The sequence below is a fragment of the Mesorhizobium sp. M3A.F.Ca.ET.080.04.2.1 genome, from assembly GCF_003952525.1.
In the GTDB taxonomy this organism is placed as follows: Bacteria; Pseudomonadota; Alphaproteobacteria; order Rhizobiales; family Rhizobiaceae; genus Mesorhizobium.
In genome coordinates, this window is sequence record NZ_CP034451.1 from 1,140,617 (window position 1) to 1,167,576 (window position 26,960).

The window sequence follows — 26,960 nt, forward strand, 5'->3', positions numbered from 1 at the left end:
CTATGACTTTCCGTCGCGTGGTTGCGAAACCGGGCCGGTCGCGTTCATTCGTCCCCCTGGCCATGGCCCGCGCCGGCTGGGGGCGCGGCCAGGAAATCGAAGTCGCAGCCCTGGTCGGCCTGCAGCACGTGGTCGTGATAGAGCCGCGCATAGCCGCGCGCCGGGCGCTTCAAGGCGGGCCGCTGGGCGGCGGCCCGCGACGCCAACTCCGCCTCGTCGACCAGCATGTCGATGCGCCGTGCCGGCACGTCGAGACAGATCCTGTCGCCGTTGCGGACCAGGGCGAGCGGCCCGCCGGCTGCGGCTTCGGGCGAGACATGCAGCACCACGGTGCCGAAGGCGGTGCCGCTCATGCGCGCGTCCGACAGCCTGACCATATCCTTGACACCGTGCGCCGCAAGCTTCTTCGGGATCGGGATGTAGCCGGCCTCCGGCATGCCTGGCGCGCCCTTCGGGCCGGCATTGCGCAGCACCAGCACGTCGCCGGCCGCGACGTCGAGCGCCGGATCGTCGATGCGCTCGGCAAGGTCGGCGACCGACTCGAACACGACGGCGCGGCCGGTGTGCCGCATCAGCGCAGGCGAGGCCGCCGAATGCTTGATGACGGCGCCGCGCGGGCAGAGATTGCCGGAGAGCACGGCGATGCCGCCCTGCGGTTTGAGCGGCCGGCCGAGCGGCCGGATGACGTGCTGCTCGTGCATGGCCTCGCGCTTCATCACCCGCTCCGCCAGCGTGCCGCCGTCGATCACCGGCACGCCGAGATCGAGAAAGCCGGCGAGTTCGGCGAGCAGGCGCGGCACGCCGCCCGCTTCATGGAAATGCTCCATGTAATGCTCGCCCGAAGGTTTCAGGTCGACCAGCACCGGAACCTCGCGGCCGATCCTGTCGAACTCGGCGAGATCGACCGAATGGCCGGCCCGGCCGGCGATCGCGGCGAGATGGATGATGCCGTTGGTGGAGGCGCCGATCGCCTGCATGACAACCATGGCGTTGCGCAGCGCCGCCGGCGTGACCAGCGCGCCGGGAACGGGCGCGCCGGAGACGGCGATTTGCGCGGCCACGCGGCCGGAAGCCTCGGCCGATCGCACCCGCTCGGCCAGCGGCGCGGGAATGGAAGCGGCGAAAGGCACGGTGAGGCCCATCGTCTCGGCGATGATGGCCATGGTGCTGGCGGTGCCCATGACCATGCAGGTGCCGACCGAAGGCGCCAGCCGGCCGCTGGCCAGCTCGATCTCGGCATCGCCGATGGCGCCGGCACGATGGTCCGACCACAGCCGGCGGCAGTCGGTGCAGGCCCCCAGCGTCTCGCCCTTGTGGTGGCCGACCACCATCGGCCCGACCGGAACCACCACCGTCGGCAGGCCGGCGCTGATGGCGCCCATGATCTGCGCCGGCAAGGTCTTGTCGCAGCCGCCGACAACGACCACGGCGTCCATCGGCTGCGCGCGCACCATCTCCTCGGTGTCCATCGCCATCAGGTTGCGCAGCACCATCGAGGTGGGATGAGCGAAGGCCTCATGGATGGAGATGGTCGGAAAGACCATCGGCAGCGCGCCCGACAGCATGACGCCGCGCTTGACCGCCTCGATCAGCTGCGGCGCATTGCCGTGGCAGGGGTTGTAGTCGCTGGCCGTATTGACGATGCCGACGATCGGCCGCCCCAGCGCGTCGTCCGAATAGCCGGCGGCCTTGATGAAGGCGGTGCGCAAAAACAGCGAGAAGGCCGCGTCGCCATAGCTGGTCACTCGCTTTTTGAGGCCGCGATAAGCCAATCGGCACCTTTGGGCTGCGCTTGCATGGGCGGCGGAGTGACATCTGCCCTCCCCGACGGCCAGCTTAAGTGACTCACTCAAACTGTCAATAATTCTGATCCAAGCCCTTTGGCCACACCCGGTTTTTCCGGGCATATCGAGACAGTCCGGCATTTATATTATCGATGATCGTGACAGATCGCTTCTGTTGCGAGGAATCCGGCTCTGCGGCTAGAGTGGGTCGGGGAAGCCGGCGCGAGGACATCAAGATGCTCACCAGGACGGACTATGGCGGCAAGGAAGCCGACGTCGTCAGAGCGCTTGAGGAAGACATCATCTTCGGCCGGCTGGCGCCGGGCGCACGGCTGGTCGAGGATGGGCTGCTTGCCCGCTTCCCGGTCTCGCGACACAGCATCCGCCAGGCGCTCTACCAGTTGGAGAAGCTCGGCATCGTCACGCGCGAGCGCAACAAGGGCGCGATGGTGAGACGGCTCTCGTCCGAGGAGGTCAGGCAGATCTACGAGGTGCGCGAGCTGTTGCAGCGGCAGGCGGCGCTGATGATCCCGCTGCCGGCCAGCGCGGCACTGATCGACGAATTGATGGAGATCCACAGCATCTACAGCGCCCATGTCGACGCCAACTACCTGCGCGGCATCCACGAGGCCAACGACCGCTTCCACCTCACCATGTTCTCGGCCTGCGGCAACGCCTATCTTGTGTCGTCGATCGAGCAATATATGCGGCTCAGCCTGCCGGTGCGGGCGAACTCGCTGGCCGACCGCGAAAAGCTCGAAGTGTCGCGCCAGCACCACTGCTTCATGATCGAGGCGCTGAAGCGCCGCGACAACTGGGTGCTGGCGCAGCTCTGCATCGACCATTTGCAGCCGAGCAAGGCGTTCTACCTGCAGGAGATCGGGAAGAGCGAGGAGGTTTGAGGCGGTGGAACTGGCTTGGCCGCCATGCGAGGCCGAGTTCCGTCACATCCCCTTCTGTCCTGTCGGACATCTCCTCCGCAAGGGGGGAGATTGGCAGCCTCGGCCTCTTGCCCAATTCTGCGGCGTTGAAAATTGGCGAAAGCCGAGGCGAGATCTGATCTCCCTCCTTGCGGGGGGAGATGCCCGGCAGGGCAGAAGGGTGCTCAAGCGCCACCGATTGGATGATCCCTGCTCACCTCTTCTGCGGATAAATCGTCTCGCCGCGCTTCAGCATCGCCACGAACGTCTCGATCTTCTTCTTGCGCCCGGCTTCGGTCTTCATGTTGTGGGTGCGGAAGGCGAGCGCGAAGCGGTTCTGGGCGGAAAGCTTGGCCAGCATTTCCCTCGCCTTGGGCTCGGCGTCGATCGCCGCCTGCAGGTCCGGCGGAATGGTCATTTCCTTGCCTGAATCGTAGGCGCGGTCCCAGCGGCCGTCGGCCTTGGCGGCCTCGACCTGCTTGAGGCCATGCTCGGTCATGCGGCCCTCCTCGATCAAGCGTGCGACATTGTCGACGTTGATCCTGCTCCAGATGCTCTTTTTGCCGCGCGGCGTGTAGCGCTGCAGGAAGCTCTTGTCGTCGAGCGACTTGCGGACCGCATCGATCCAGCCGAAGCAGAGCACCACGTCGATCGCCTGTTTCGGCGTGATCGAGGGCAACCCGGACCCGACTTTGTGGATCTTGATCCAGACCTCGCTTTCGCTGGCGTGGTTGTCGGCCAGCCAGGCGTAGAAGCTTTCCGCGTCGGGGAATTCATGGACCTTGTCCGGATCGACCTTGATTGCGGGCATCATCACCTCGTCCAGTTGTCTCGACCACAGACAATCTGGACGATTCCGCCGCTGTTGTGGCGACCGTTGATGGCAGTTTTCGTCAGGAGGCGAGCGGGCATCATCGGAGTTGCCGATACCACTATCGATTGCTTCCGTTTCCATCCCGAGCTCTGGCCTGCCACATCGTCGTCCATGCAAAGGAAAGGCATGGACATGGACAAGCAAAGAATACTGATCGTCGGCGGCGGTTCCGGCATGGGGCTGGCACTGGCCAGATGCTGCCTCGACAAAGGCGCGACGGTCATCATCGCCGGGCGTGGTGAAGCGAAGCTCGATGTGGCACGGGGCGAGCTCGGACGGGCCGCGCTGGAGACGGCGGCGGTCGACATCAGCCGCGAGGCCGAGGTCGCGGCGCTGTTTCAGCGCACCGGCGAACTCGACCATATCGTCAGCACCGCCGCCGCGATCGAAGGCGCCTACCGGCTGCTGCCCGAGATCGAGCTGGAGGCCGCGCAGCGCGTCGTGGAGAGCAAGTTCTACGGGCCGCTGCTGTTGGCAAAGCATGGCGCGCCAAAACTGTCGGCCAAAGGCTCGTTGACCTTCGTCTCCGGCATTGCCGCTTATCGGCCGGCGGCGCGCGGCTCGGTGGCCGCGGCCGTCAACGCCGCGCTCGAAGGGCTGGTCCGGGCCTTGGCCGTCGAACTGGCGCCGATCCGCGTCAACGCCGTCTCGCCCGGCTGGGTGGACACGCCGATCTGGGAGCTCGTCGCCGGCGACAGGAAAGCGCAGACATTGGCCGCCATGGCGGAACGGCTGCCGGCGGGACGGGTCGGACGGCCAGAAGACATTGCCGATGCAATCAGCTTCCTGATGGGCAACGGCTTTACGACGGGAGAGACACTGCATGTGGAGGGCGGGCACCGGCTGGTTTGACGGTCGTGAAATTCTCGCTCACGACGCCCAGCAGCGCCTTCAGCGCCGGCGGCTGGACCCGCCGTCGACGCCAGACCATGACGAGGTCGGCCGAACGGACCGGACCAGGCCACGCCACCTCCGTCACCACGCCGCGACCAAGCGCATCGGCAACCGCGAGCCGCGGCACGATGCCGAGGCCCGCGCCAGCGGCCACCAGGCCAGCGATCGCGTCGATGCTGCCGACCTCGGCGGCGAGCCTCGGCTTGCCGAGCCCCGCTTCGACGAAAGCGCTGTCGAGCATGGCGCGATAGACGCATCCGGCTTCGGTGGCGACGAAGCGCTTTTCGGCAAGCTCGGCCAGATCGACATCCGTCCGGTTCTCGCCTGGCGGCGCGATCAGCACCAGCGGCTCGGCCGCGACAATGCGTCTGGTGAAGCGCCGGTCCGGCTCGCCGGCATCGACATCAAGCTTGGGGGACCGCTGAAAGCAGAAGGCTACGTCGATCTCGCCCTGCCCCAGCCTGCGCAGCAATTCGCCGCTGCCGGCGATCTTCAGCTTGATGTCGATCTCGGGATAGGCGGCGCGGAAATCGCCAAGCCAGCCGGCGAGCCTTGCGGCAGCAATCGACTCCAGCGCGCCGACCGACAATATGCCGGCGGTCTGTCCGGTGGAGGCGTCGATCGCGGCGCGGGCCTCGTCAGCGAGCGCCAGCAGCTCCTCGGCGTAAGGTTTCAGCGCCTCGCCCGCCGGGGTCAGTTCCAGCCCCTGGCGCGAGCGTGAGAAAAGGCTGGCGCCGAGTTCGACCTCCAGCGCCTGGATCTGGTCGCTGACGCTCGACTGCGCGAGATTGACCTCGGCGGCGGCGCGCGTCACGTTGCGCGTCCGCGCGACCGTCAGAAATGTCTTCAGCAGCCTTGGGTGCATCGGGCGAGCGGCGTCACTGCAGCTGCGGCTTCTTGAGGAAAGAGTTGCGGTCGGCGGATTTTATCCGCAGCCAGGTCTCGCGGCCGTCGCGCACCACGCGCAGCGGGATCTCCGCCCCGGCCGGGTTCTGCCAGAGCTTGCGGTAGAAGTCGGCGAGCCCGTCGACCTCGCCGTCGCGCACGTCGGAAATAATGTCGCCCTGGCGCAGGCCGGCCTGCGCCGCCGGGCCGCCCTCGGCGACGCTCATCACCACCACCATGCCGTTCGACTCGGCCGAGAAGGCGCCGAGCCACGGGCGCGGCGGCTTCGCCACCTGGCCGCGTTTCACCAGATCCTCGAGGATCGGCGTCAGCAGGTTGATCGGCACCACCATGTTGATGTCGGCGACCTCGCCGGCGCGGCTCATCTGCAGGCGCAGCGAGCCGACCCCGAGCAGCTTGCCGTGCTTGTCGAAAAGTGCGGCCCCGCCCCAGGACGGGTGCGCCGGCGCGGTGAAGATCGCCTCGTCGATCAGATATTCCCAATAGCCGGCAAATTCCTGCTTGGTGACGATATGCGCATCGACCTGCTGGCCGATGCCGTCGGCAAGCGTCACGGCGTCGCCGATATTGGCCTTCCTGGCGTCGCCGAAGGCAACCGCAGGCAGGTTGAGCGGCGACAGCGCCTGCACCAGGCCAAAGCCGGTCTCCTGGTCGTAGGCCAGCGCATGCGCGGGAACCACGCGGCCGTCCTGGTCGGTCAGCCAGACCTCCTCGGCCTCGGTGATGAGATAGCCGATGGTAAGCACCAGGCCATTGTCGCGGATCACCACGCCGCTGCCTTCGCGGCGCGTGCCCAGCGCATTGGCGGTGAAGGCGTCGTCCGGAACCGTGGCGCGCACGGCGACGACGGAGCGGGAGACTTTTTCGACGGTCATCGGACGATCCTGGATTGCGGGGCTTTTGCCTATAGGTATGGCGGAAGCAGACGGGCGCAAGGGCAAGCTTTTCCTTCTCCCCTTGGGGTCCGAAGGACGGGGTGAGACCCGCGGCTCGCCCCCGGGCGGTGGGTCGGCGCGCAGCGCCGAGACGGCCGGGGGTGCTCCAGCGGAGTGAGACGCCGGCGTTTCCTGGAACACCCCTCAACCGTCGCCTTCGGCGACCCCTTTCCCACAAGGGGAGACGGGAAAAAGCCCTGGCACAAACGTTAGTTCAAAAAAACTTGAACTTTTCTATTTGAAGCGTGCGCCGCCGCTCCTAAGTAGAGGGCATGCGCGCCTCGTCCGATCAATCCGACCCCGCAAGAGACAAAGGCCTCCCACGATGAATCAGTACACCCCGCCGAAAGTCTGGACCTGGAACAAGCCGAGTGGCGGCACATTCGCCGCGATCAATCGGCCGGTCGCCGGGCCGACGCATGTGAAGGAGCTGCCGGTCGGCAAGCATCCGCTGCAGCTTTATTCGCTGGCCACGCCCAACGGCCAGAAAGTGACGATCATGCTGGAGGAGCTTTTGGCGCGCGGCCACAAGGGCGCCGAATATGACGCCTGGCTGATCCGCATCAACGACGGCGAGCAGTTCGGCTCAGGCTTCGTCGAGGTCAATCCCAACTCCAAGATCCCGGCGCTGATGGACCGCAGCGGCGACAAGCCGATCCGTGTGTTCGAATCCGGCTCGATCCTGACCTATCTGGCGGAAAAGTTCGGCGAGTTCCTGCCGACGGATCCAGCCGCCCGCGCCGAAACTTTCTCCTGGCTGTTCTGGCAGATGGGCTCGGCCCCCTATCTGGGCGGCGGCTTCGGGCATTTCTATGCTTATGCGCCGGAAAAGATCGAATATGCCATCGACCGCTTCGCCATGGAGACCAAGCGGCAGATGGACGTGCTCGACCGGCGGCTCGCGGAAAGCGAATATCTGGCCGGGCCCGACTACACGATCGCCGACATGGCGGTCTGGCCCTGGTATGGCGGGCTCGCCAAGGGCCGCAGCTACAACGACGCCCACCAGTTCCTGTCGGTGCATGAGTACAGCCACGTGCAGCGCTGGGCCGACGCGATCGACGCCAGGCCGGCGGTGAAGCGCGGCCGCATGGTCAACCGTATTTCCGGCGACCCGGCCTACCAGCTGCACGAGCGCCACGACGCCAGCGACTTCGAGACGAACACGCAGGACAAACTGCAGGCGGCGGAGTGAAAGGGGCTGCTTCGCCTTCCCGTGTAGTTGGCGAAGGCGGGGATGACGGGGCAATCTCCCCCCTTGCGGGGGAGATGTCCGGCAGGATAGAGGGGGGTGCTGTCCCGCCAGCCTCTCAGCCAATTCCGGCCGCACCTCAACGCGAGCGCTCGAAATCGCGATCAGGTCAACGCCGCGTTCCTTCACAACCCCCCTCTGCCCTGCCGGGCATCTCCCCCGCAAGGGGGGAGATCGGACGTCACCAGCGCCGCGCTATCTCCCAAACGTATACGTCACACTCGCCTCTCCCAGCGCCTGGCTTTTGGCTGCCACCGATACCATCTCCGGCGAGGGATTGTCCGGCGTGCGCAGCTTCGCTTCGCCCAGCGCATAAAGGGTGAAGACATAATGGTGCGCGCCGCTGCCGGGCGGCGGGCATGGGCCGAAATAGCTGGCGCGGCCGATGTCGCCCTTGCCGAGCACCGTGCCCTTGGGCAAGCCCTTGCCGCGTTTCGAGCCGGCGCCCTCGGCCAGGCCCTTGGCGCTTGCCGGAATGTTCCATGCCAGCCAGTGCCAGAAGCCCTTGCCGCCATTGGCATCGCGATCGAACATGGTGAGCACGTAGCTTTTGGTGCCGGCCGGCGGACGCTTCCAGGCGAGCGCGATCGAGACGCTGTTGCCGCCGCATCCAGGCTTGTCGCCGAGATATTTCGCATCCCACTTGCCGTCGGAGACCGACGGGCTCGAGATTTCGAAAGCGGATGCCTGGCCGGCGAAAGCAATAGCGGCAAGCGCGATGAGGCTGAGGCGCGGGATCATGGCCATCCTCCCTGGCTGAGCTGCTCCCTGAAGCGCGTCGCGCTAAAACCGATTCAGTGCCGCGCTTCAGATCCTGGTTCTGATGCATGTCGTTGTCTCGGAACCGCTGCACATTTCCGAGCGACAAGCATCGGCTGAACTGCCGAGTTTAGCTGAAAGCCGGCGCCGCGCCGAGCAACTTTGCGTGACGGGTCGCCGGCCCGTCGGAAACAAAAAAGCCCCGCCGGTGGAGGCCGTCGGGGCTCTTTCGTTGAGGCCGTTGAGGTGGGACCCCACAGCCAGTGATCCAGGGGGTGTTGGATCGAGGGTGAAACTAGCCGAAGACCGGATCAGGCGAAAATCACGCCTGCGCACTACCAATCACGCTTGTGCGAGAATGAGGTGATGGGGCGGCGCGAGGCACCTCCCTCTGGCCTGCCGGCCATCTCCCCCTCAAGGGGGGAGATCAGACGTCGCACCGGCTTTCGCCAATCACCAGCGTCGCAAAGATGTGCCGCAGGCCAAACTGCCAATCTCTCCCCTTGAGGGGGAGATGCCCGGCAGGGCAGAGGGGGGGTGCGCCCCGCGACACCTGCCGTCCCTTACTTCAACACCCTCGCCAGCCTCGGCACGCCCTCGCTCACGGCGCGGTCGTCGGCCAGGGTGAACGACATGCGCAGCGTGTTGCGGCCGGTGCCGTCGGCGAAGAAAGCGTTGCCCGGCACGAAGGCGACGCGCGCCTCCTTGACCGAACGCGCCAGCAATTCGGTGGCGTCGGCGCCTTCGGGCAACGTCAGCCAGACGAACATGCCGCCGTCCGGCCGGCTCCAGGAAATGCCTTGCGGCATCTCGGCTTCGAGCGCGCCAAGCAGCGCGTCGCGGCGCCGGCGGTAGGCATCGATCAGTTTTTCGACCTGATCGTCGAAGATGGTCTCGGCGACACGGTGCATGACGATCTGGTTGATCGACGGGCTGTGCAGGTCGGACGCCTGCTTCATCAGCACCAGCTTTTCCACGACATGGCGCGGCGCGCAGACCCAGCCGACGCGCATGCCGGGCGACAGGACTTTCGAAAAGGAGCCGCAAAAGAGCGTGCGCGCTTTCTCGATGCCGCCGGAGCGCGCGCAGTCGAGCGCCAGGATCGGCTGCTCGCCCTCGCCGTCATAACGCAGCGCCCGGTACGGAGCGTCCTCGATGACGGCGGTATCGAGCTCGTCGGCGAGATCGAGCACCGCCTCGCGCTGCGCCCGATCAAGCGTCTCGCCGGTCGGGTTGGCGAAGTCCGGCACCAGATAGGCGAACTTGACCCGCCCGCCATTGGAGGCCGCGGCGGCGCGATAGGCTTCCGGCGTCATGTTGCCGCCAGCGGCGTTCAGCCGGTCGTAGCGCGGCTCATAGGCGTTGAAGGCCTGCAGCGCGCCGAGATAGGTCGGCCAGGTGACCAAAGCCGTGTCGCCGGGCGACAGGAACAGCTTGCCGAGATAGTCGAGCGCCTGCTGCGAACCGGAGGTGATGAAGATGTTGCTCTCGTCGCACGGAACGCCGAGCTTGCCCATCTGGCCCGCCAGCCATTTGCGCAGCGGCAGGAAACCCTCGCTGACCTGGTACTGCAAGGCCGTGGCCGCCTCGGCGCCGCCGAGCACCGCCTGATAGGCATCGCCGATGGCCTGCGCCGGGAACAGCGACGGATCCGGGATGCCGCCGGCAAAGGAGATGATGTCGGGCTGGTCGAGCAGCTTCAACAACTCGCGGATTTCCGAGGCTTTCATGCGCGAGGCGCGCGAAGCCAGAAGGTTCAACAGGGTCAAGGCGCACCTCCCGCAGTGCTTCGTTTGGTATTTTTGCTTCGCATTTAGGTCAGCTTGGTTGACCTATTATCAGACCATGTCTCTCCCGTGAATGCACAAAAGCGGCATGGCGAACCATTCAGCGACATTGGCGCACGGATTTCGCGAATGCTCATGAATCCTGTCACTCGAACGCGCAACACAGTCATCAAGGCCGGCAGCGTTGAACCGCCTTCAGGGCCATGGCGGGATTGTCGTCATATTAGAATAGGCGCATATTGTCGCCAGCCGAAGCATTGCTGCGGCCGAACCGCCCGTTGGCCATGATTGCCCAGGCGGTCCACAGACCAGGTCAAATGTCAGAGACAGGAAAGTCCGTGCTGCCCCACAGATCGGGCAGCGCGAGACATGGGTATTTGGAGGAGAAGCCATGAAGGTTACCATATTGGCAAACTATGAACCCCACGCCGCCAAAGGGCTGATGCAGGGATCGAACCGCGAGGTTGCAATCCAGGCGCTTTTTGAGAGCGTCGGCGGCAGGTTGACCAGCGTGACATTTACACGCGGCCTCTATGACGTGGTCGTCAATGGCGAAGTGCCGAATCAGGTTGCAGGGATGGGCATGGCGCTTGCAGTGCGGGCTAGCGGTTCGATCAGGGACCTCGTCGTCCTCGAAGAGCTAGACATGAAGGCAGTGCTGGCGGTCGCCAACAAGGCTGCCGGCGCTTACAAGCCCGCCGGCTGATCAGCCTTGCCGGCCAGGCGGCACGGCGATTGCCGGTGCCGCCTGCCAGCCCCTTAAACAAGAGACGGAGGAGTCTTCACCGGTCGCACTTACCGCTGATGAAACCCGGCCGGCCATGCCAAGATCGGCGAAAAGCTGATGGTTTGCGGCGGCCGGCGTGCGATCGACTTTCGGCAATTCGCTGTTGGGCGGCGGGCTCGCCGCTCGAGGCTGGACGGCGGCGACGCTGCGGCCAATAGGGGCGCATGCTCCGCGCAGCTTGACGGCCGCGCACGGACCCGGCGGCGAATCATGGAATCCTGCCTCGTGTGACCGAGCCGACACGCCGGCCGGCAAAGCGCGCCGACGGACAGACATTAGCGGGGGAAAAGCGGAAAAGCGGGCTTTTAAATAAAGATTCGCTAATATTAGTTCGACATAGCCGGCTACCCACCTTGCCGGTTAGGCCCGGCGGCCCCCCTGATCCCACCCCAACAGGCTGTCGGGCCGCTGACACGTGCGCGGCTTCTCCACCGAGCGGATATTGCCAGGCTGGCGCATTGCCCCAGCCTATGGGTGCTTCAGCTTCCAACCATTGTTCGAGATGATCGATTGCCAGGGCCGGCGCTGCCCCTCATCGCCATGCCGGGCACTTCTCCCCGTATAGTGACGCGAAGAAGGGGCCGACCGCAATGCCGGCGCCGTTGTTGCAACGCTGACCGTTGGCGAAACCGCCGATGAGGGCACCCCTCTCCGCGTCACTATACGGGCAGAGGACACCGGCAGGCCGGTGAGGCGCAGCCCTCGCCCGCCGCCATTAAGGAGACGGCACGGCCACACCCGTCAGAACGGCAAGCGGATCTCGTTGTCCTGGGGCAATTCCGGCCAGCCGATGTCCTTGCGGATCTCCGGCGGCAAATCGTTCAGCGAGCGCATTGTCCTCCGGCGCTCGCTGGCCCGTGCAAAGGCGGCTCGAATTCGGCCAAGTCTCTCAAACATCGACACCTCCATATCGTAAGCGGCAGAACGATGGTTCACCGGGTGCCGCTTTTGAGGTGCGTCTGTATCCGATCGATTGCGCGCGAACGGTGAAGAGCTTCACGAAACCGCGCCAGCCTGAAACATATGCACACAAACCAGTTTGGAAAAGGCGCAAGCACAGGCGCGGCGCGATCCCACAAAGCTGGGCCGTGCGATATCAGGCGTTTAGCCGCGAACCTTGAAGCGTCGATGCACCCACGGGCTGGGGGCGAGCGGTCAAGCCGTTTGCGGACCCGAAGGAGCCTGCTGCGCGGCCTGCGCCGGGAACCGGCCTTTGCGAGCGAGCGTCGGCTTCGAATATTGACGAAGTCTCCCGCCCGCGGCAGGTCCCGCCGCACTGTCAAGCCGAGCGGAGGAGCCTCCCGGCCGATCTCACGCCACCGTCCCGTCCCGCGCCACTACCCTGCCGGCGCGGTAGACGGTGCGCGGTTTCGGCACCGCCACGACGGCTTCCGGTATGTGCTCCGCCTTCAGCGCAACGAAGTCGGCCTTGGTGCCGACCTCGATGCCATAGGCCTCGAGGCCAAGCGCCTTGGCCCCGGCATGGCTCACCACGTCGTAAGCCGCCTCCAGCTCCCAGTCCTCATAGAAGCCGGAGCGGTAGCCGATCATGTTGGCGCGGTTCAGCATGTCGCCATCGCCATAGGGCCACCACGAATCGCGAATGTTGTCGGAGCCTGCAAAGACGGTGACGCCGGCCTTGCGCAACGCGGCCACCGGCGGAAAAGAATGACTGCCCGGCGCGTTGGTCATGATGGCGACGCCCGCGGCGGCGAGCCTTTCGCCGGCCTTGGCCAGCGCGTCGGCGGAAATGTCGCCGAGCGCATAGGCGTGGCTGACGGCGACTTGTCCTGCCATGCCGAGCGCATTGGTCCGGGCGCATATTTCCTCGATCTCATACAGGCCAAGCGTGCCGGCGTCATGCAGATGGATGTCGACGCCGGCGCCGCGCTTTTCGGCGAGGCCGAAGACGACGTCGAGATGGCCCTTCACGTCACGGTCGAAACTCGCCGGGTCGAGCCCGCCGACCAGGTCGCAGCCGAGTTTCAGCGCCTCCTCCAAAAGCTCGGCCGTGCCGGGCGAGGAGAGGATGCCGCTCTGCGGGAAGGCGACGAGCTGGATGTCGATCAGCTCGCGACAATTTTCGCGCACGGCAAGAATGGTCTCGACATGCTTCAGCCCGACCGTGGCGTCGACCATGACATGGCTGCGCATCGCCAGGCTGCCATTGCCGACGCAGAGCTCGAGCTGGTTCTTCGCCCGCTCTTCCATCGGCGCCGCCAGGCTGAGGTTGCGCATCTGGACGGCGACGCGCTCGCGCACGTCGAAGCCGTCCGTGCAGGGAATGTGCGGACGCCAGGCGTCGCCATAAAAGGAGGTGTCGAGGTGAACATGGCCCTCGACGAAGCCCGGCAGCACCAGCAGGCCGCCGAGATCGACGGCGCCTGCCGGCGGGGCGGCTGCATGCGCCGCGGGGACGATGGCGCTGAAGCGGCCGCCGGCGACGGTGAGATCGGCGAGCGAACCGTCGGTGAGCCTGGCGTTGAGAAAATGGGTCTGGTGCAAGATGCAATCCGTTGAATGAAAGCATTACTTGTCGCTCAGGAAGGCCTGGTCAATGCGGTGGCCGACAGAATGCGATTCGCGGCGCCTGATCTCCCCTCCTTGAGGGCGAGATGCCGGCGAAGCGGGTGCTCCCGCACGCAGCGCCAACGCCTTCCGCGCCCCGCGATTTCGTAAGCATTCGTTTACCATAATCCCACGCGGCAGTGGGGGAGTCGCCGTTGGCGGCCTATTCCGCGTTCACGGAAGTTTCCGCGCGCAAAAAATATGCGATGGTTCGATCGCGGTACGAGGCCGCCGTGGTCGACGCGGACGCCCAAGCACATCCCCAACAATGCGCCCCCAACGGCCGCGTCGACCATGTATATCGTGTTGCGGCGACCCCAGCGGTCGCCGTTTTGTTTTGACGGGACTTCAACAACAAATGTCGGCGGGACAGCGCCCCCCTCTGTCCTGCCGGACATCTCCCCCACTTGGGGGGAGATTAGACGTCGCGCCGGCTTTCGCAAATTACCGGCGTGGCAAGAGGAGCGAGGCGCAGAAACTGCCAATCTCCCCACCCGTGGGGGAGATGTCCGGCAGGACAGAGGGGGGCGCGACGGATCGCGGCCTTTCTCTACTCAGCCGCCGACCAGCGCCGCGGTCGTCGTCATCCGCGCGCCCTGCGTGGCAAAGGCATCATTGTGGCGGGCGATGATGTCGGGCGCCTTCTCTTGCTGCGTATCCAGCGTCGAATGCGCGTCGGAGACCACGGTGACGGCAAGCCCCTCGGCAAAGGCGCCCTGGACGGTGGCGGCGACGCAGAAATCGGTCTGGGCGCCGATGAGCACCACATCGCGTGCGCCCTGCCCCGCCACCCACTGGCCGAGCTCGGCATTGGAAAAGGCATTGCGTACCGTCTTGCCGAAGGTCGGCTCGTCGGCGGCCTGGCCGAGCTGTGGCCATACCGGCCAGCCGGAAGCGCCCGGCGCCAGCGGATCGCCCGCCGGCCCGTCGTGACGCACGAACGCCACCTTGCGGCCGGTTCGACGCGCCCAGTCGATCAGCGCGCGGGCGCGCTCGGCGATGGTGTCCGCATCATGGATCGGCGGATCGAAGCGGCCGTCGAACATGCCGGTCTGCAGGTCGATGACGATGAGCGGCGCGACGGCGGAGGGGATGGTGTCTGGCATGGCGGCGAAGATAGCGGGTGTCGTTGGTAGGTCAAGAATGGAGAGGACCGTGATCTCCCCCTCGTGGACAGATCGACGGTTTCGGAGCGCTAGCCACAGTTTTGGTTCAGGCGGTACGGGCTATGAGCGTCTGCTAGCGGTTACTCAGAACATAGACACTGCCAACAAGGAGGCCCACCGCCATGGCGAACAACACGAGGGCAATAGCGATCCGCCAGGCAGTACCCACTGAGCGGTGACCCAGCGGCGAACCGCCGGCTTCGCGCATTGTTCTGCCGGCCACCTTGAGAATTTCCAGGGCGAGAACAACGCAAACCGCCGTAGTCATGAAAGCCAGAAGCTTCTTCGGTGCAGGTGGATGACTGTATAGACCAATGGTTGCCTTGCCGAACTGGTAAAGGAAGATCGGTGCGTATCCTATCGACGCGAAAAGGCCGCCACCCACCGCAAAGTACATCGCCAGGCGCCAAGGCCAGTCAGAAGGCCGTCGTTCACTTGCCAGTCTTCGGACTCGATAGTCGAGCGCCGCAAAACACAGCGTGCCAAATACCCAGCAGGATCCGATCCACCAATTCATTCATGCGTTCTATCGCGTCAGCGGTTAGCCTGAGATTAAGCCCTCAGATCTGCGCCCGGCCTCTCTGAGAGGAAAGGACGCTGGTGGCGGGGCGCTCAATCTTGTTGTGGGGGAGATGCCCGGCAGGGCAGAGAGGGGAGCGAAGGAACGCGGCTTGGTCCTTATTTTGCACTCTGGCGATGTCGAACGAGGTGGCGATGTCGACCGAGATGCCGGAGGGACAGCGCCCCCCTCTGGCCTGCCGGCCATCTCCCCCACGAGGGGGGAGATCGGCAGCTTCAGCTCCTCACTCAATCCCACCCGTCACCACATACGCCCCCGCCGTACGTCCGTCCGGCAACCGTACGATCGCCGTGACGATGGAGCCGTAGGAGCCGCGCCAGACGCTGTGAAAACCCTGATGCGTCGAGGCGGGAACAACCACCCGTCCGGTGTAGCGGTTGCCGCGAGCCTGCATGAGAACAGGTTCGCCGTTGACGTGGACGTTCACAATCGCGGCCTTCGTTTCGGCTGAGATCGAGCCAAGCGTACCGCCCGCCTCGATCTGCAGCGCAATCGCGATCTCGTCGGTCTCGCCGGCGCGGGTCGTCTCCGCGGTCAGCGAAAGCCCGAGCGGCGCTTCGCCAGGACCGCCGGGCGCGACCCTGCCCTTGCCCGCAAACACATCATCCGCCAATGCCGGGGTGCGCGGCGGGGCGGTGCGGCGCTTTGTGGCGCGCTCGTAGTCGCCGGCGAGGCAAATCAGCGCCTCGTCGTCATAGGCCTTGCCGGCAAAGGTGAGACCCACCGGCATGCCGATGTCGGCCATGGTGCCCATCGGCACGGTCACCGTCGGGATGCCGAGATGCCGCCAGACCAGGTTGCCGTTGGCGACCCAGGTGCCGTTGCGCCAGGCAAGGTCGGCGGACGCCTCGTTGACGTCGGCATCGGCCGGACCGACATCGGCGACGGCCGGCAGCACAACGGCATCGAGGCGGTTGCTGTCGAGCCAGTCCTCGAAATCGACGCGGCGGGCTGCCTCGAGGCCCTTCAGCCCCTCCCCGATGGTCGGGATATCCTCGAGCGGCGTCACACCTTGCTTCGCCCGCTCGACATAGTCGGCGAGGTCGAAAGCGTCCTCGCCGTAGCGGTCGGGCAGCGTGCCCGGCGGCTGCGGGAAAATCCTGGGCCCGTCGACGGAGGCGAGATCGGGCAGCGCCGGATCGGCATTGGCGCGCAGGAAATCGTCCCACGACCAGATGCAAAGATCCCAGATCTCGCGCGCGGCGAAATCTTCCGGCATTAGACCGCGATCGACTATGGAGCGCGCGCCGGGCCGATCGCGCTCGTAATTGGAGACGACGGGCAAATCGACCTCGACCACCTCGGCGCCGAGCGCTTCCAGGTCGCGCGCGGCCTGGCGCCAGAGCTCCAGCACCGAGGCGCGCGTCTCGATCGGCCGCGGCGCGCCGCTGTCCTTGCCGATATACATTCTCGGCACGCCGAGCCGCTTGCCCTCGAGCGCGCCCTGCAGCAACAATCCGGTGTAGGAGGCCGGCCTCAGCGCCGAGGCCTTCGGGATCGGCAGCCATGGCTGCACGCGCCAGAAATCGCCGCGCTTCTGTTCATCGTCGGCAACGATCACGTCGAGCAGTTCCAGCATGTCGGGAACACTGCGCGCGTGCGGCACCACCACATCCATGGTCGGCACCAGCGGCCAGTTGCCGCGCACCGAGATCACGCCGCGCGAGGGCGTGTAGGCGGTGAGCGCGTTGTTGGAGGCCGGCGCGCGGCCCGACGACCAGGTCTCCTCGCCCAACCCAAAGGCGGCGAAGCTCGCGGCCGTCGCCGTGCCCGAGCCGTTGGACGAACCGGAGGCGAAGGCGGCAGTGAGAAAGTCCTTGTTGTAGGGGCTCTCGGCGCGGCCATAAAGACCGCGCTGCATGCCGCCATTGGCCATGGGCGGCATGTTGGTGAGGCCGAGCAGCACGGCGCCCGCCGCGCGCAGCCGGGCGATGGTGTAGGCGTCCTCGTTTGCCGTGAGATGGCCGAAAGCCGGCGAGCCGGCCGCGACGCTCAGGCCCTTCGCCTTGTAGCTGTCCTTGGCGGTGTAGGGGATGCCGTCGAGAGGCCCGAGCGTCTTGCCCTGGCGGCGACGGCGATCGGAGGCTTCGGCCTGCTCGAACATTTTTGGATTGAGGATGGGCACGGCGTTGAGCGCGATGCCGTGGCGGTCGTAATGGGCAATGCGCCTGAGATAGGCGCCGACCAGCTCGACGCTGGTGACGGTGCCCTGGTCCAGCGCGCGGCGCAGGTCGGCGATCGAGGCTTCGACGATGTGGAGGTCGGGCATGGCTCATCCTCTGCGATGGCCGCACGCCAAAGGCCGCGTTCCGTCACACCCCCCTTTGCCTTGTTGGGCACCTCCCCCGCAAGGGGGGAGGTCGATGTCGCGCAGGCGTTCGCCAAATTGCCAGCCTTGAAGGCACTTGCCTCACAAGGTCTTGCTGTCGAGCTGCCCGTTTTGCTTCATGAGTTCGATATAGGTCTTGGCCTGGGCGTTGCCGTGTTCGGCCGCCTTCAGGAACCACTTGGCTGCTTGCGGGTAATCCGGCTTGCCGCCAATCCCGCGGTAATAGAGCGTGCCAAGGCTGAACTCGGCATCGACATTTCCCGCCTTGGCCGCTTCCAGCCACCACGTCTCGGCGGCTTTGTCGTCCCTGGCGATGCCCTTGCCATTGGCATAGGAGTACGCCACCCACAATTGGGCCGTAACATCCCCCTGCTTGGCCGCCTTCAACCACCATTGCACCGCATTCGCATCACTCTGGGTCAGGCCAGCGCCTTTTGCATAGGCGGCACCCAGATTGAGCTGCGCGCTGGCATCGCCCTGATTGGCCGCCTTCAACCACCAAGACGCCGCTTCCGCGTCGCTCCGGGCCACACCTTTGCCTTGCGCATACATGCCGCCCAGACTGGATTGCGCAAAAGCGTCGCCTTGATTGGCCGCCTTGCTCATCCACGCAAATGCCTGAATGTCATCCCTGGCCACGCCTTGGCCCGCGGCGTAGGCGCCTGCAACGCTGGACTGCGCCTGATGAACGCCGCTGGTCGCGGCCTTCATCCACCATTGAAATGCCAGGCTATCGTCCTGCACCATCCCCTCACCGAGGTGGTAGAGAACGCCGAGCATGTATTGGCCGTCTGCGTTTCCCTGATCCGCAGCCTTGCGAGCCCAGGTGGCGGCAAGCTGGCTGTTCTTGTCGACACCCAGACCGAACTTGTAGGCCGTGCTGAGAACATAGGCGGCTTCGGCATATCCCTTGTCGGCCGCCCTGCGAATCCACATCGCTCCGATTTTGTCATCTTTCTTGATGCCCAGACCCTTAAAGTAGGCTTGACCGAGACTGTACGCGGCCTCGACACTTCCCGCATCGATCGCCTTGCGCCACCAATAGAGCGCTTGCTCATCGCTTTTGGTTAGCCCCTGGCCTCGAGAATAGAGAACGCCGAGCTGGTACTCACCATTTGCATTGCCCTTGTCCGCCGCTTCTCTCGCCAAACTGGCAGCAAGCCGATCGTCCTTGGCGACACCGCGCCCGAGAGAATACGCCTGACTAAGCGCAGCCGCAGCCTCCGCATTTCCTTGGTCGGCAGACTTGCGCCACCAGAAGACCGCCTGCTCGTCGTTCTGTTCGGTTCCCTCGCCGCGCCAGTGCATCGCGCCAAGGTAGCCCTGCGAATCCCGGTTGCCCATTTTCGCCAACAACGACAGCTGACGAAATTCTTCGCTGTAGTCCTTGGCTAGGGCGGCAGCTTGCATCTTCCTTATGGCAGACCATTGCACATAATAATTTCGCACAGGCCCGAGCAGCGCAAAGGTGGCCAGCAATAGCAGGATTATCGGTAGAATTTTTCTGCGACGCCGCACAGGCGGACTGATGGCAGTCGTGTCCGCTTCAAGCGGCCAGTCGTTCTTGCTCACCGTCCCCCACCCACTTGCAGCCACCAGTAATCATTAGCGCAAGTCGCGCTGTTCTGGAATATGGGCGCTGATGTATGCTTCCGTTACTCCGGCGCGCCCGCGAACAGCACCACGCCATCCCCTCCCGTTGCCGGCCAGCCGCGGATGGTGCGGTCGATGCCGCCGGTGAGCAGCGTGCCGTCGGCGGCGAAGGCGACCGAATAGATCGGGCCGGTGCCGGGGTCGAATTCGGCGATCTCGGCGCCGGTCTCCATATTCCAGATCCTTGCCGTGCCGTCGAGCGAGCCCGATGCCAGCCGCTTGCCGTCGGCGGACAGCGCTAGCGAGTAGACGGTGCCGGAATGACCGTCCAAGCGGCCGACCTCCTTGAAGCTGTCGAGGTCCCAGAGCTTGATCGTGTAGTCGCCGCTGCCGGTCACCACATGATGGCCGTCGGCGGTGAAGACGGCGCCATAGGTGCCGCGCTCATGGCCGTGCCAGCTGCGCAGTTGCTTGCCGGCGACAATGTCCCAGAGCTTCAGCTCGCCGTCGATGCTGCCGGTGAGCGCCCTGGTGCCGTCAGGCGAGACGGCGACGGAACTGACCGGCCACTGGTGTCCGGGCATCACATGCAAGGCCAAGCCCTTCTCGATGTCCCAGACAATGACCTTGCCGGTGCTGTCGTGGCCGCTGACGGCGCGCTTGCCGTCCGGGGTGATCGCCAGCTTGTTGACACCGCCGTTCAGGCCTGACGAGAAGACACGCAGCACGGTGCCATCCGATAGCCGGCGCAGCACGATCTCGCCGTCGTCGCCGCCGGTGAGCGCGCTTTTCCCGTCGGGCATGAAGAGTGCTGCGCGCGCCATGTCCTTGTGCTCGCCGAGATTGCGGATCAGCCGCTTGCCGTCGATGTCCCAGAGCTTGATCATGCGGTCGGTGCTGGCGCTCAGGATCTCGTGGCCATCGGGCGAGACCGCCAGCCAGACGACGGCATCGCGATGGCCGTCCGGCGCGGTCGGCTGGGTGGGCGGCGAAGGCGGCGGCGCCACCGTCACCGGCGGCGTGGCGGGCGGCAACGCGATTTGCTGGGTGGCAGCTGCGGGTGCCGGGGCCGTCTCTTGCGTCGACGGCTGGGCTGGCGTCGACGGCGGCGATCGCGGAGGATGCGCCAGGTCGGGCGGCACCTCGGCCAAGGGCACCTGGGGAAGCGTCGGCTGGGCAGGCGTCGCGATGGGCTCGGCGGGCGGGGTCGCTGCCTTTTCCTGAGCAGGGCTGGCCGGCTGCGGAGCTGGCGCAGGCTCTATCGGCGTCGCGGGCGCTGCCGGGGCGGCGACTTCCCTGGATTGTGCCGGTTCGCCGCTCGGCGCAAACCAGGCACCGGTCTGGTCGGCGACGATCGCCAGCACGGCAAGCAGCGGCACGGTAAGCACGATGCCGCGCAGCCGAGGACGCCCGGCCGGCGCGATCTCGGCATCGCGGCCGAACAGCGGCGCCGACGGGTCATGCCTCGCGGCGGCCGGCAGCAGGCCGGCGATGAACAGCAGCCCGGCCATGACCGAGAGCAGGCCGGCCGCGCCGAACAACTCGGAACGAAGCGAGGCGAAGCCTTCCAGGCCGGGCCCGAGCGCGAGATAGAGCTTGGCGAAGCAGGCGGCGCCGACAGCCAACATCACCAGCGCCAGCAGCCTGTCGGTCGATCTTCGCATCGGTTCTCCCCCCGGGCCGAGCGCATCTCCATGCTGGGAGAAGCGATTTCACCAGCTTAGAGCGGTTCACCGTTTCAGGGAAACGGCACCGCCGCAAGAGCCGGAATCGACAGGAGAGCACATAAGCCTGCCGCCGTCGGTGATGCCCTTCACGTTCGTGACCACGGCTAGGTTGCAGATTTTCTCGCCTCGCGACGCCAATATCTGGGCAAAGGTGGACTGCGCTGCTGGTCAAGTGTTGACGGCGTGCAACAGAAGTCCGAATTCCTCAAGAATAAACAGGAACATCCGCCCGCTTCGTTGACAGCAGACCGGCATGTGACATTATCCGCCGGGGATTTTCAGGAGAGACACGGCATGAAGAGGACCTACGAGAAGCCCATTGTCGTCCGGAAAGGCAAGCTTTCGGCTATCACGGCAAACGCTCCGGTATCGGGCGCGGATTGATCGGCGCAGGTTTCGAACGTGACACCTTTGCCTTGAGCGTTTCGCCAAGGCGCTGCAGGGGGATTGAACCATGAAGAAGAGCTACGAGAAGCCCAGCTTGGTCCGCAAGGGCAAGCTGTCCGCGATCACCGCCGGCAACGGCGCTTCGATCATAACGCCTCCGCCTCCGCCTCCAGCCTGATCTACCCGTTTCGCATCATCAGGACCGGCATCACGCGGCGCTTCGTTTGGTGCGGCGGGGTTTTTGATGTCGGGCGCTTGAGGCGTCGTGCTGAAGAACAGATCCAGCTGACGCGCTTAAGTCGTTCGTCTTGATGGGAAATTGCTCTGGGCATTAGGCGCTCAACGCGCCAGCACCAGGTCGTCCAGCACAAGCTGCCAACAATGCCTGGTGGAGATGCGCACGCGCGTCACAGCCTTCAGCATCGGCGCGTAATGCACCGGCGCCAGCGCCGAGAGCACGATTTCGTCGCTGCCGACCAGTTCATCGCCCAACCAGCTTTCGATCAACGCCACCTCGCCTTCCGAGGCCAGCCATGCCGCGGTGAGCATCACCGAATGGAAGCCGAAGGGCGAGGCGGCGCCGAACTCTGCGGCATGGCCGCTGCTGGTATAGGCGCTGTGATTGCCCGAACTGTTGCCGTTCAGATAGCCGTGGCTGTCCTTGACGTAGTTCCTGGCGATGGCGTTGAGGTTGCGCCAGTCGAGCCCGCCATAGCCGGACGGGATCTTCTGGAACGCCAGCGGCGTGACATCGTCGAAGCCGATCGTCTCGAGCGCGGCGTCGGCGGCGATCGCATCCGGCCGCAACCGGCCGAGGTCGATGGGGTAAGCCGATAGCGCCAGGCGCCGGTCGAGGCCGGAGCCCGAAACCCTGAGCATGTCGGCTCCCGCGGGAAGATCGACGAGGAAGTTGCCGGGCGTGAGCTGCCTGGTCTGCAAAACCCCACCGCCGCCCAGAAGCACAAGTGTTGCCTCGGCCGCCGCCATGCCGCGCACGAAGCGTGCGGGGACAAGGCCGACCGCCTTCGGCAGGTCCTCGCCGGCAAGACCCGCGGGCGAGCCCGGCAGTTCATCGAGGCGCAGCGTCTGGGTCTCGTTGCCGGTGCTGACGCGCCAACCTTTCGGCACCGAGACGGAGAACCGATAGGCGCCGGCGTTGCGCAGGATCGCGCGGCGCTTGCTCGCCGACATGACGAAATTGGCGAAGCCGCCATTGTTGGTGCGCACCGCGGCGAGGAAGGCGCCGCTGTCGTCGAACGCCCGCACCACGATGCCGCCCATCGGCCGGTCGGCCAGGCCGAACCTGCCGTCGCCGTCGACATCCATGAACACGAAGGACGAAAAATTGAGCCCGCCGCCTTTGCCGCGCCAGTTGGTGCGGGACGCATAGTCGCGAGCCGGGTCGGCGCTGCCGCGCGCCTTGCGGCGCCTGCGGCGCAGATGAAAGGTGAGCAAGACGAGGGCGACGGCGCCGATGAGGACGAGGATAGAGACGAGGACGACGAGGGCGTCAGCCATGGCGGAAGCGCGAGGGCGAAAGAAGAATATCCAGAATGACAGGCATAAATCGGAGTCCCCCCTTTAAGTCCGGCAAAACTAACGTGAGAGATCGTTGGCGCACAACGGACACTGGCGAGATGTTGGCAGTAAGGCCGAGATGTCGGCGGGACAGCGCCCCCCTCTGTCCTGCCGGACAGAGGGGGGTGGGCGGGAACCCGGCGTTTGATCGCTTTAAATAGCCTCACCCCAACTCCACCCACACCGGGGCATGATCGCTGGCGTTGCCCTCGCCGCGCACCTCGCGGTCGATGCCCGCACCCTTCAGCTTTCGCGCCAGCTTCTTCGACAGCAGGATGTGGTCGAGCCTGAGCCCCGCGTCGCGCGGCCAGCGGTTCCGGCGATAATCCCAGAAGGTGTAGAGCGTCTGCTTGGGGAAGACTTTTCGCAGCGCGTCGGTCCAGCCCTGCTCGAGCAGCGCTGAAAAGGCGGCGCGGCTTTCAGGCTGCACCAGCGCGTTGTCGTCATAGGAGCGCGTGGCGTAGATGTCGCGCGGCTCGGGCACGATGTTGAAATCGCCGGCGAGCACCACCGGCAGGCCGGTGTCGAGGAGTTCGGCGGCATGCGCTGCGAAGCGTTCGTGCCAGGCGAGCTTGTATGAAAATTTCGGCCCCGGCTGCGGGTTGCCGTTGGGCGCATAGAGGCAGCCGATGACGATGCCATTGACCGCCGCCTCGATGTAGCGCGCCTGCCGGTCGGCGTCGTCGCCGGGCAGCGCGTCACGCGTCAGCACCGGTTCGGAGCCGCGCGCCAGGATGGCGACGCCGTTCCAGGTCGGCTCGCCCTTCCACACCGCCCCATAGCCGGCCTTGGCGAGCCGGCTCAGCGGGAACTGCGTGTCGCGCGCCTTGAGTTCCTGCAGGCAGACGACATCGGGTTTTGCCTTGGCAAGCCAGGCCAGCAGGTTTTCGAGGCGGCTGTTGATGTTGTTGATGTTGAAGGTGGCGAGTTTCATTTGCCGGGGACGCTTTTCGCTTCGTCATCCTCGGGCTTGGCCCGAGGATCCATGCCGTGACGCTCGCCGTGGAACGCGGCGGGGCAGAATTCTGAACTGTTGCAGCGGTTTGGCGTCACGGCATGGATCCTAGGGTCTGCGCGCGTCGCTTCGCCCTAGGATGACGAGCCGGAGGGCTGCGCGAATTTAGCGCCGATTGTCTCCGCCACCGTCTTCAGATGATCCGCCGTCGAAAAACCGGAGATCGCCTTGCGCGGCTTCAGATCGTGGTCGCCGTCCTCCAACCAGATCACCTCTATTGCCGCCGACAGGCCGTAGGTCGCCACCTCGTCCCTGGTGCCGAACTCGTCGCGCGTGCCTTGAAAAATCAGCGTCGGCGTTTTCAGGTCGGCGAGATGCTTTGTGCGCAACTGCTCCGGCTTGCCCGGCGGATGGAAGGGATAGCCGAGGCAGACCAGGCCGGCGATCTCGCCCTTGGCGAACATCTCGTCGGCGACCATGGAGGCGACGCGCCCGCCCATCGACTTGCCGCCGATGATGAGCTTGCCGCTCACGCCCTTGGCGCGCAGATCGGCGATCGCCTTGATGTATTCCGGGTTCACCGTCTCGGCTCTGGGCGGCGGCTTGCGGTGCCCGTAGCGGCGCGCCGCCATGTAGTGGAATTCGAAACGCGCGACGCGGAAACCGGCGGCAGCGAGCGCCTTGGCGGTGGCGGCCATCGAGGCGGAGTCCATTGGCGCGCCGGCCCCGTGAGCGAGCAGGATGGTGACGGGAGCGGTGTCGGGGCCATCGAAGAGGAAGTGGGTCACGGGGTGGCCTCTATAGCCTCTATAGAGAGGCCGAGTTCCGTCGCGCCCCCCTCTGCCCTGCCGGGCATCTCCCCCGCAAGGGGGGAGATCAGCAGTTCGGGCGCCCTGCCCATTCCACAAACGTTGGAGATTGGCGAAAGCGGCAGAGCGCTCAATCTCCCCCCTTGCGGGGGAGATGTCCGGCAGGACAGAGGGGGGTGTTCAAGCGCAAACATCTCGCTCACCCCGCCGTGCGCGCCATATGCAAATCCACGAACTGGATCCCCTTTTGCGCCAGCCTTGCCCATTCGGACACCGCATCCAGCTCCAGATACCGCACCCACAGCCGGCGCGCCTCTGCCAGGTTGCCGGCGTCGAACTCCAGCCGGGCCAGATTGAAGACCGGGTCGGCATAAGCCTTGTCGAGCGCGATCGCCTTCTGCAGATGCCGCCGCGCCGACGCCACCTTGCCCTCGTCACTCATTAGTCCGGCGAGGTTGAACCAGGCTTCGACGAAGCCGGGATCGAGCTTTATCGCGCGGGCGTAATCGTGTGCGGCTTCCGCCGCGCGGCCGGCGCCGCGCAGGCAGTTGGCGCGGTTGAAGGCGGCGATGGCGTCTTTCGGGTCGATCGCCAGGCAGCGCTGGTAGAGCGCGGCCGCATCGTCGTGGCGCCCCTCTTCTTCCGCCGCTTCGGCCTCGGCGAACAGCTCCTCCAGCGTGTCGTCTCCAGACACTCCCGAATTTGGGGAACCGAGGTCGAACAGCAGCTGGCCGTCGAGCTCGCTCGTCCCGTCGTCGAGATAGATCGCGTCGGGGCGGCCGTGCTGCGAGCCGAGATTGAGCGACTTGGCGGTGAGCGAGGCGACCGGGCCGGAGCGATGGACCGAGCGCGCGATCGCGCCCCAGCCGGCGCCGCTGGCGATCAGCCCGGCATATTTGCGCGCCAGGATCAGATCGCGGAAGGAATAGGGTTCGGCGTCATGCTCGAAGGCGTCGAACAGCGACAGCAAGTCGAGATCCGCGCCGGCCAGCCGCGACTGGTCGATGAGCGACTGCCGGGACAGCGATGACGTCTCCGGCGCCTTGATAAGCCCAAGCAGGCGCAGGAAGCCGTTCTCGCTGATCAGTTCGCGCCCGGCCTCGCGCTCGGCTCTTGCCCGGCGCTCGATGGCGGCATCGCCGGTTCTCGTCATGGCGGCCTTGGCGAGTAGGGTTCGGCCGAACACGACATGGGTGGTGCGCCGCGTGACGCCGCGCCTCAATTCGGCATGGCGGCGCTCGACCTCGCGCGCGGCAAGCCGCAATGGAAAGGCGGCCAGAGCGCCGACGACGCCGAAGACGGCGCCCGGAACGATGACTGGCCCCGTGGTTGCCGTCACTTCTTGCTCTTGCCGACGGCCTTCAAGAGGTTCGCCTTCAGCGGATTTTCAGCGGCGCCGCCAGCGGCCGCCTTCTTGGCGGGTTTGGCCGGCGCTTCCTCGGCCTTGCTCTTCGACTTGGCCGGCGGCTTGGCCGACTGCGATAGGCTGGCCTTCAGCGCATCCATCAGGTTGATGACGTTGCCGCGCTCCGGTGCCGCCGCGATGATCGGCTTGTGGCCCTTGAGCTTCTCGCGGATCATCGCCATCAGCGCCACCTCGTAGCGATCCTCATAATTCTTCGGATCGAAGGTGGTCTCCTTCTGCTTGATCAGAGCCTCGGCGAGCTGCAGCATTTCGGGATCCGGCTTGCCGGCAGGAATGTTGCCGAAATATTCAGCCGTGCCACGCACTTCGTTGGGATTCCTCAAGGTGCAGACGAACATGCCGTTCTCGCGCGGGCCGATCGTCACCACGCGCTCGCGGCTCGACAGCACCAGGCGCGCGATCGCCAGCTTGCCGGACCGGCGCATCGCCTCGCGCAGCACCGCGAAGGTTTCCTCCGCCATGGCGCCGTCGGGCGCCAGATAGTAGGGCGAGTCCTGATAGATGACATCGACCTCGCCCTCGTCGACGAAGGCCTCGATGTTCATCGTGTGGTTGGATTCGATCCTGACCGCTTCGAGGTCGGAGTCCTCGATGATGATGTACTGCTTGTCCTCGTATTCGTAACCCTTGACCAGGTCCGAGCGCTCGACCAGCCCGAGCTCGGGATCGACCGGCTTCATATTGATGCGGTTGTGGGTCTTCTTGTGCAGCTGGTTGAACGCGATGCGTTCGCTCGCGCTGGTGGCCGGATAAAGCCGGACCGGACAGCTGACGAGGCTGAGCTTGAGGTAACCTTTCCAACTTGCCCTGGGCGCCATGATGAACTCCTACGCGGCCATGCACTGACATTCATGTTGGAGCATTTTCATGCTCTCTGCAGCGCTTCGTCCGTAAGGACGGTTGGCGCCGTGGAAATCCTACACCGACCCTTGATGGTACGCGCA

General features: G+C 65.5%; 24 protein-coding genes. 6 read left to right on the forward strand and 18 right to left on the reverse strand.

What is annotated here, in order from left to right:
• Positions 1–44: 44 nt before the first annotated feature.
• Positions 45–1,745, reverse strand: coding sequence for a dihydroxy-acid dehydratase (locus tag EJ074_RS05385; protein WP_095807629.1), 1,701 nt, complete (start codon positions 1,743–1,745; stop codon positions 45–47).
• Between the two features lie 275 nt (positions 1,746–2,020).
• On the opposite strand from EJ074_RS05385, the gene EJ074_RS05390 reads away from it, so the two are divergent.
• Positions 2,021–2,686: a GntR family transcriptional regulator gene (locus EJ074_RS05390; protein WP_095807724.1), complete on the forward strand. Its 666-nt coding sequence runs from the start codon at positions 2,021–2,023 to the stop codon at positions 2,684–2,686.
• A 232-nt stretch (positions 2,687–2,918) separates the two neighbouring features.
• Here EJ074_RS05390 and EJ074_RS05400 read toward each other — a convergent pair whose 3' ends face one another.
• Entirely contained in the window at positions 2,919–3,515 is a 597-nt protein-coding gene (locus EJ074_RS05400; RefSeq protein ID WP_095807725.1) for a YdeI/OmpD-associated family protein, read from the reverse strand.
• A 189-nt stretch (positions 3,516–3,704) separates the two neighbouring features.
• Here EJ074_RS05400 and EJ074_RS05405 point away from each other — a divergent pair, with 189 nt between their 5' ends.
• Positions 3,705–4,430 (forward strand): SDR family oxidoreductase, encoded by a 726-nt coding sequence (locus EJ074_RS05405; RefSeq protein WP_129552815.1) that lies wholly within the window; start codon positions 3,705–3,707, stop codon positions 4,428–4,430.
• Here EJ074_RS05405 and EJ074_RS05410 read toward each other — a convergent pair.
• The gene (locus EJ074_RS05410; RefSeq protein ID WP_095807630.1) at positions 4,381–5,337 is read right to left on the reverse strand and encodes a LysR family transcriptional regulator; all 957 of its coding nucleotides are present in this window, start codon (positions 5,335–5,337) and stop codon (positions 4,381–4,383) included. The genes EJ074_RS05405 and EJ074_RS05410 overlap by 50 nt on opposite strands.
• A 13-nt stretch (positions 5,338–5,350) precedes the next feature.
• A complete protein-coding gene (locus EJ074_RS05415) occupies positions 5,351–6,253 on the reverse strand; it encodes a S1C family serine protease (RefSeq protein WP_095807631.1) in 903 nt (300 codons plus the stop codon).
• A 385-nt stretch (positions 6,254–6,638) separates the two neighbouring features.
• Here EJ074_RS05415 and yghU point away from each other — a divergent pair, with 385 nt between their 5' ends.
• A complete protein-coding gene (gene yghU, locus EJ074_RS05420) occupies positions 6,639–7,508 on the forward strand; it encodes a glutathione-dependent disulfide-bond oxidoreductase (protein ID WP_095807632.1) in 870 nt (289 codons plus the stop codon).
• 252 nt (positions 7,509–7,760) lie between these two features.
• On the opposite strand, the gene EJ074_RS05425 is transcribed toward yghU, so the two are convergent.
• Entirely contained in the window at positions 7,761–8,306 is a 546-nt protein-coding gene (locus EJ074_RS05425; RefSeq protein WP_165349861.1) for a YbhB/YbcL family Raf kinase inhibitor-like protein, read from the reverse strand.
• Between the two features lie 581 nt (positions 8,307–8,887).
• The gene (locus EJ074_RS05435; protein ID WP_176478405.1) at positions 8,888–10,054 is read right to left on the reverse strand and encodes a PLP-dependent aminotransferase family protein; all 1,167 of its coding nucleotides are present in this window, start codon (positions 10,052–10,054) and stop codon (positions 8,888–8,890) included.
• Positions 10,055–10,502: 448 nt separating this feature from the next.
• Between EJ074_RS05435 and EJ074_RS05440 the strand changes: the two genes are divergently transcribed.
• Positions 10,503–10,817: a GYD domain-containing protein gene (locus EJ074_RS05440; RefSeq protein ID WP_095807635.1), complete on the forward strand. Its 315-nt coding sequence runs from the start codon at positions 10,503–10,505 to the stop codon at positions 10,815–10,817.
• A gap of 822 nt (positions 10,818–11,639) precedes the next feature.
• Here the strand turns inward: EJ074_RS05440 and EJ074_RS30555 are convergent.
• Positions 11,640–11,807, reverse strand: coding sequence for a DUF1127 domain-containing protein (locus tag EJ074_RS30555; RefSeq protein ID WP_348627019.1), 168 nt, complete (start codon positions 11,805–11,807; stop codon positions 11,640–11,642).
• 402 nt (positions 11,808–12,209) lie between these two features.
• Positions 12,210–13,403, reverse strand: coding sequence for an amidohydrolase family protein (locus tag EJ074_RS05455; RefSeq protein WP_095807636.1), 1,194 nt, complete (start codon positions 13,401–13,403; stop codon positions 12,210–12,212).
• Between the two features lie 218 nt (positions 13,404–13,621).
• On the opposite strand from EJ074_RS05455, the gene EJ074_RS05460 reads away from it, so the two are divergent.
• On the forward strand, positions 13,622–13,807 hold the full coding sequence (locus EJ074_RS05460) for a hypothetical protein (protein ID WP_129552816.1): 186 nt from the start codon (positions 13,622–13,624) through the stop codon (positions 13,805–13,807).
• A 213-nt stretch (positions 13,808–14,020) separates the two neighbouring features.
• Here EJ074_RS05460 and EJ074_RS05470 read toward each other — a convergent pair whose 3' ends face one another.
• The 5 genes from EJ074_RS05470 to EJ074_RS05490 all read right to left on the reverse strand — a co-directional run bounded on the left by EJ074_RS05470 (position 14,021) and on the right by EJ074_RS05490 (position 20,798).
• Entirely contained in the window at positions 14,021–14,572 is a 552-nt protein-coding gene (locus EJ074_RS05470) for an isochorismatase family protein (RefSeq protein WP_095807638.1), read from the reverse strand.
• A gap of 133 nt (positions 14,573–14,705) precedes the next feature.
• The gene (locus tag EJ074_RS05475) at positions 14,706–15,149 is read right to left on the reverse strand and encodes a hypothetical protein (protein WP_129552817.1); all 444 of its coding nucleotides are present in this window, start codon (positions 15,147–15,149) and stop codon (positions 14,706–14,708) included.
• A 286-nt stretch (positions 15,150–15,435) separates the two neighbouring features.
• Complete coding sequence (locus tag EJ074_RS05480; protein ID WP_095807640.1) at positions 15,436–17,481, reverse strand: amidase; 2,046 nt, start codon at positions 17,479–17,481, stop codon at positions 15,436–15,438.
• Positions 17,482–17,622: 141 nt separating this feature from the next.
• Positions 17,623–19,113 (reverse strand): tetratricopeptide repeat protein, encoded by a 1,491-nt coding sequence (locus EJ074_RS05485; protein ID WP_129552818.1) that lies wholly within the window; start codon positions 19,111–19,113, stop codon positions 17,623–17,625.
• A gap of 83 nt (positions 19,114–19,196) precedes the next feature.
• Complete coding sequence (locus tag EJ074_RS05490; RefSeq protein ID WP_095807642.1) at positions 19,197–20,798, reverse strand: WD40 repeat domain-containing protein; 1,602 nt, start codon at positions 20,796–20,798, stop codon at positions 19,197–19,199.
• 517 nt (positions 20,799–21,315) lie between these two features.
• Between EJ074_RS05490 and EJ074_RS05500 the strand changes: the two genes are divergently transcribed.
• Positions 21,316–21,426 carry a lasso RiPP family leader peptide-containing protein gene (locus EJ074_RS05500; RefSeq protein WP_095807644.1) on the forward strand — a complete coding sequence of 37 codons (111 nt, stop codon included), beginning with the start codon at positions 21,316–21,318 and terminating at the stop codon, positions 21,424–21,426.
• Positions 21,427–21,587: 161 nt separating this feature from the next.
• Here EJ074_RS05500 and EJ074_RS05505 read toward each other — a convergent pair whose 3' ends face one another.
• The 5 genes from EJ074_RS05505 to EJ074_RS05530 form a co-directional block, all read right to left on the reverse strand.
• Complete coding sequence (locus tag EJ074_RS05505) at positions 21,588–22,766, reverse strand: hypothetical protein (protein ID WP_095807645.1); 1,179 nt, start codon at positions 22,764–22,766, stop codon at positions 21,588–21,590.
• Positions 22,767–22,989: 223 nt separating this feature from the next.
• Positions 22,990–23,760 (reverse strand): exodeoxyribonuclease III, encoded by a 771-nt coding sequence (gene xth / locus EJ074_RS05510; protein ID WP_095807646.1) that lies wholly within the window; start codon positions 23,758–23,760, stop codon positions 22,990–22,992.
• A 155-nt stretch (positions 23,761–23,915) separates the two neighbouring features.
• Complete coding sequence (locus EJ074_RS05515) at positions 23,916–24,569, reverse strand: alpha/beta family hydrolase (RefSeq protein WP_095807647.1); 654 nt, start codon at positions 24,567–24,569, stop codon at positions 23,916–23,918.
• 220 nt (positions 24,570–24,789) lie between these two features.
• Positions 24,790–25,929 (reverse strand): tetratricopeptide repeat protein, encoded by a 1,140-nt coding sequence (locus EJ074_RS05525; RefSeq protein ID WP_165349862.1) that lies wholly within the window; start codon positions 25,927–25,929, stop codon positions 24,790–24,792.
• Positions 25,926–26,834, reverse strand: a complete 909-nt coding sequence (locus tag EJ074_RS05530) for a Ku protein (RefSeq protein WP_095807648.1) — start codon at positions 26,832–26,834, stop codon at positions 25,926–25,928. Before EJ074_RS05530 ends, EJ074_RS05525 begins: the two co-directional genes overlap by 4 nt.
• Between the last annotated feature and the right edge of the window lie 126 nt (positions 26,835–26,960).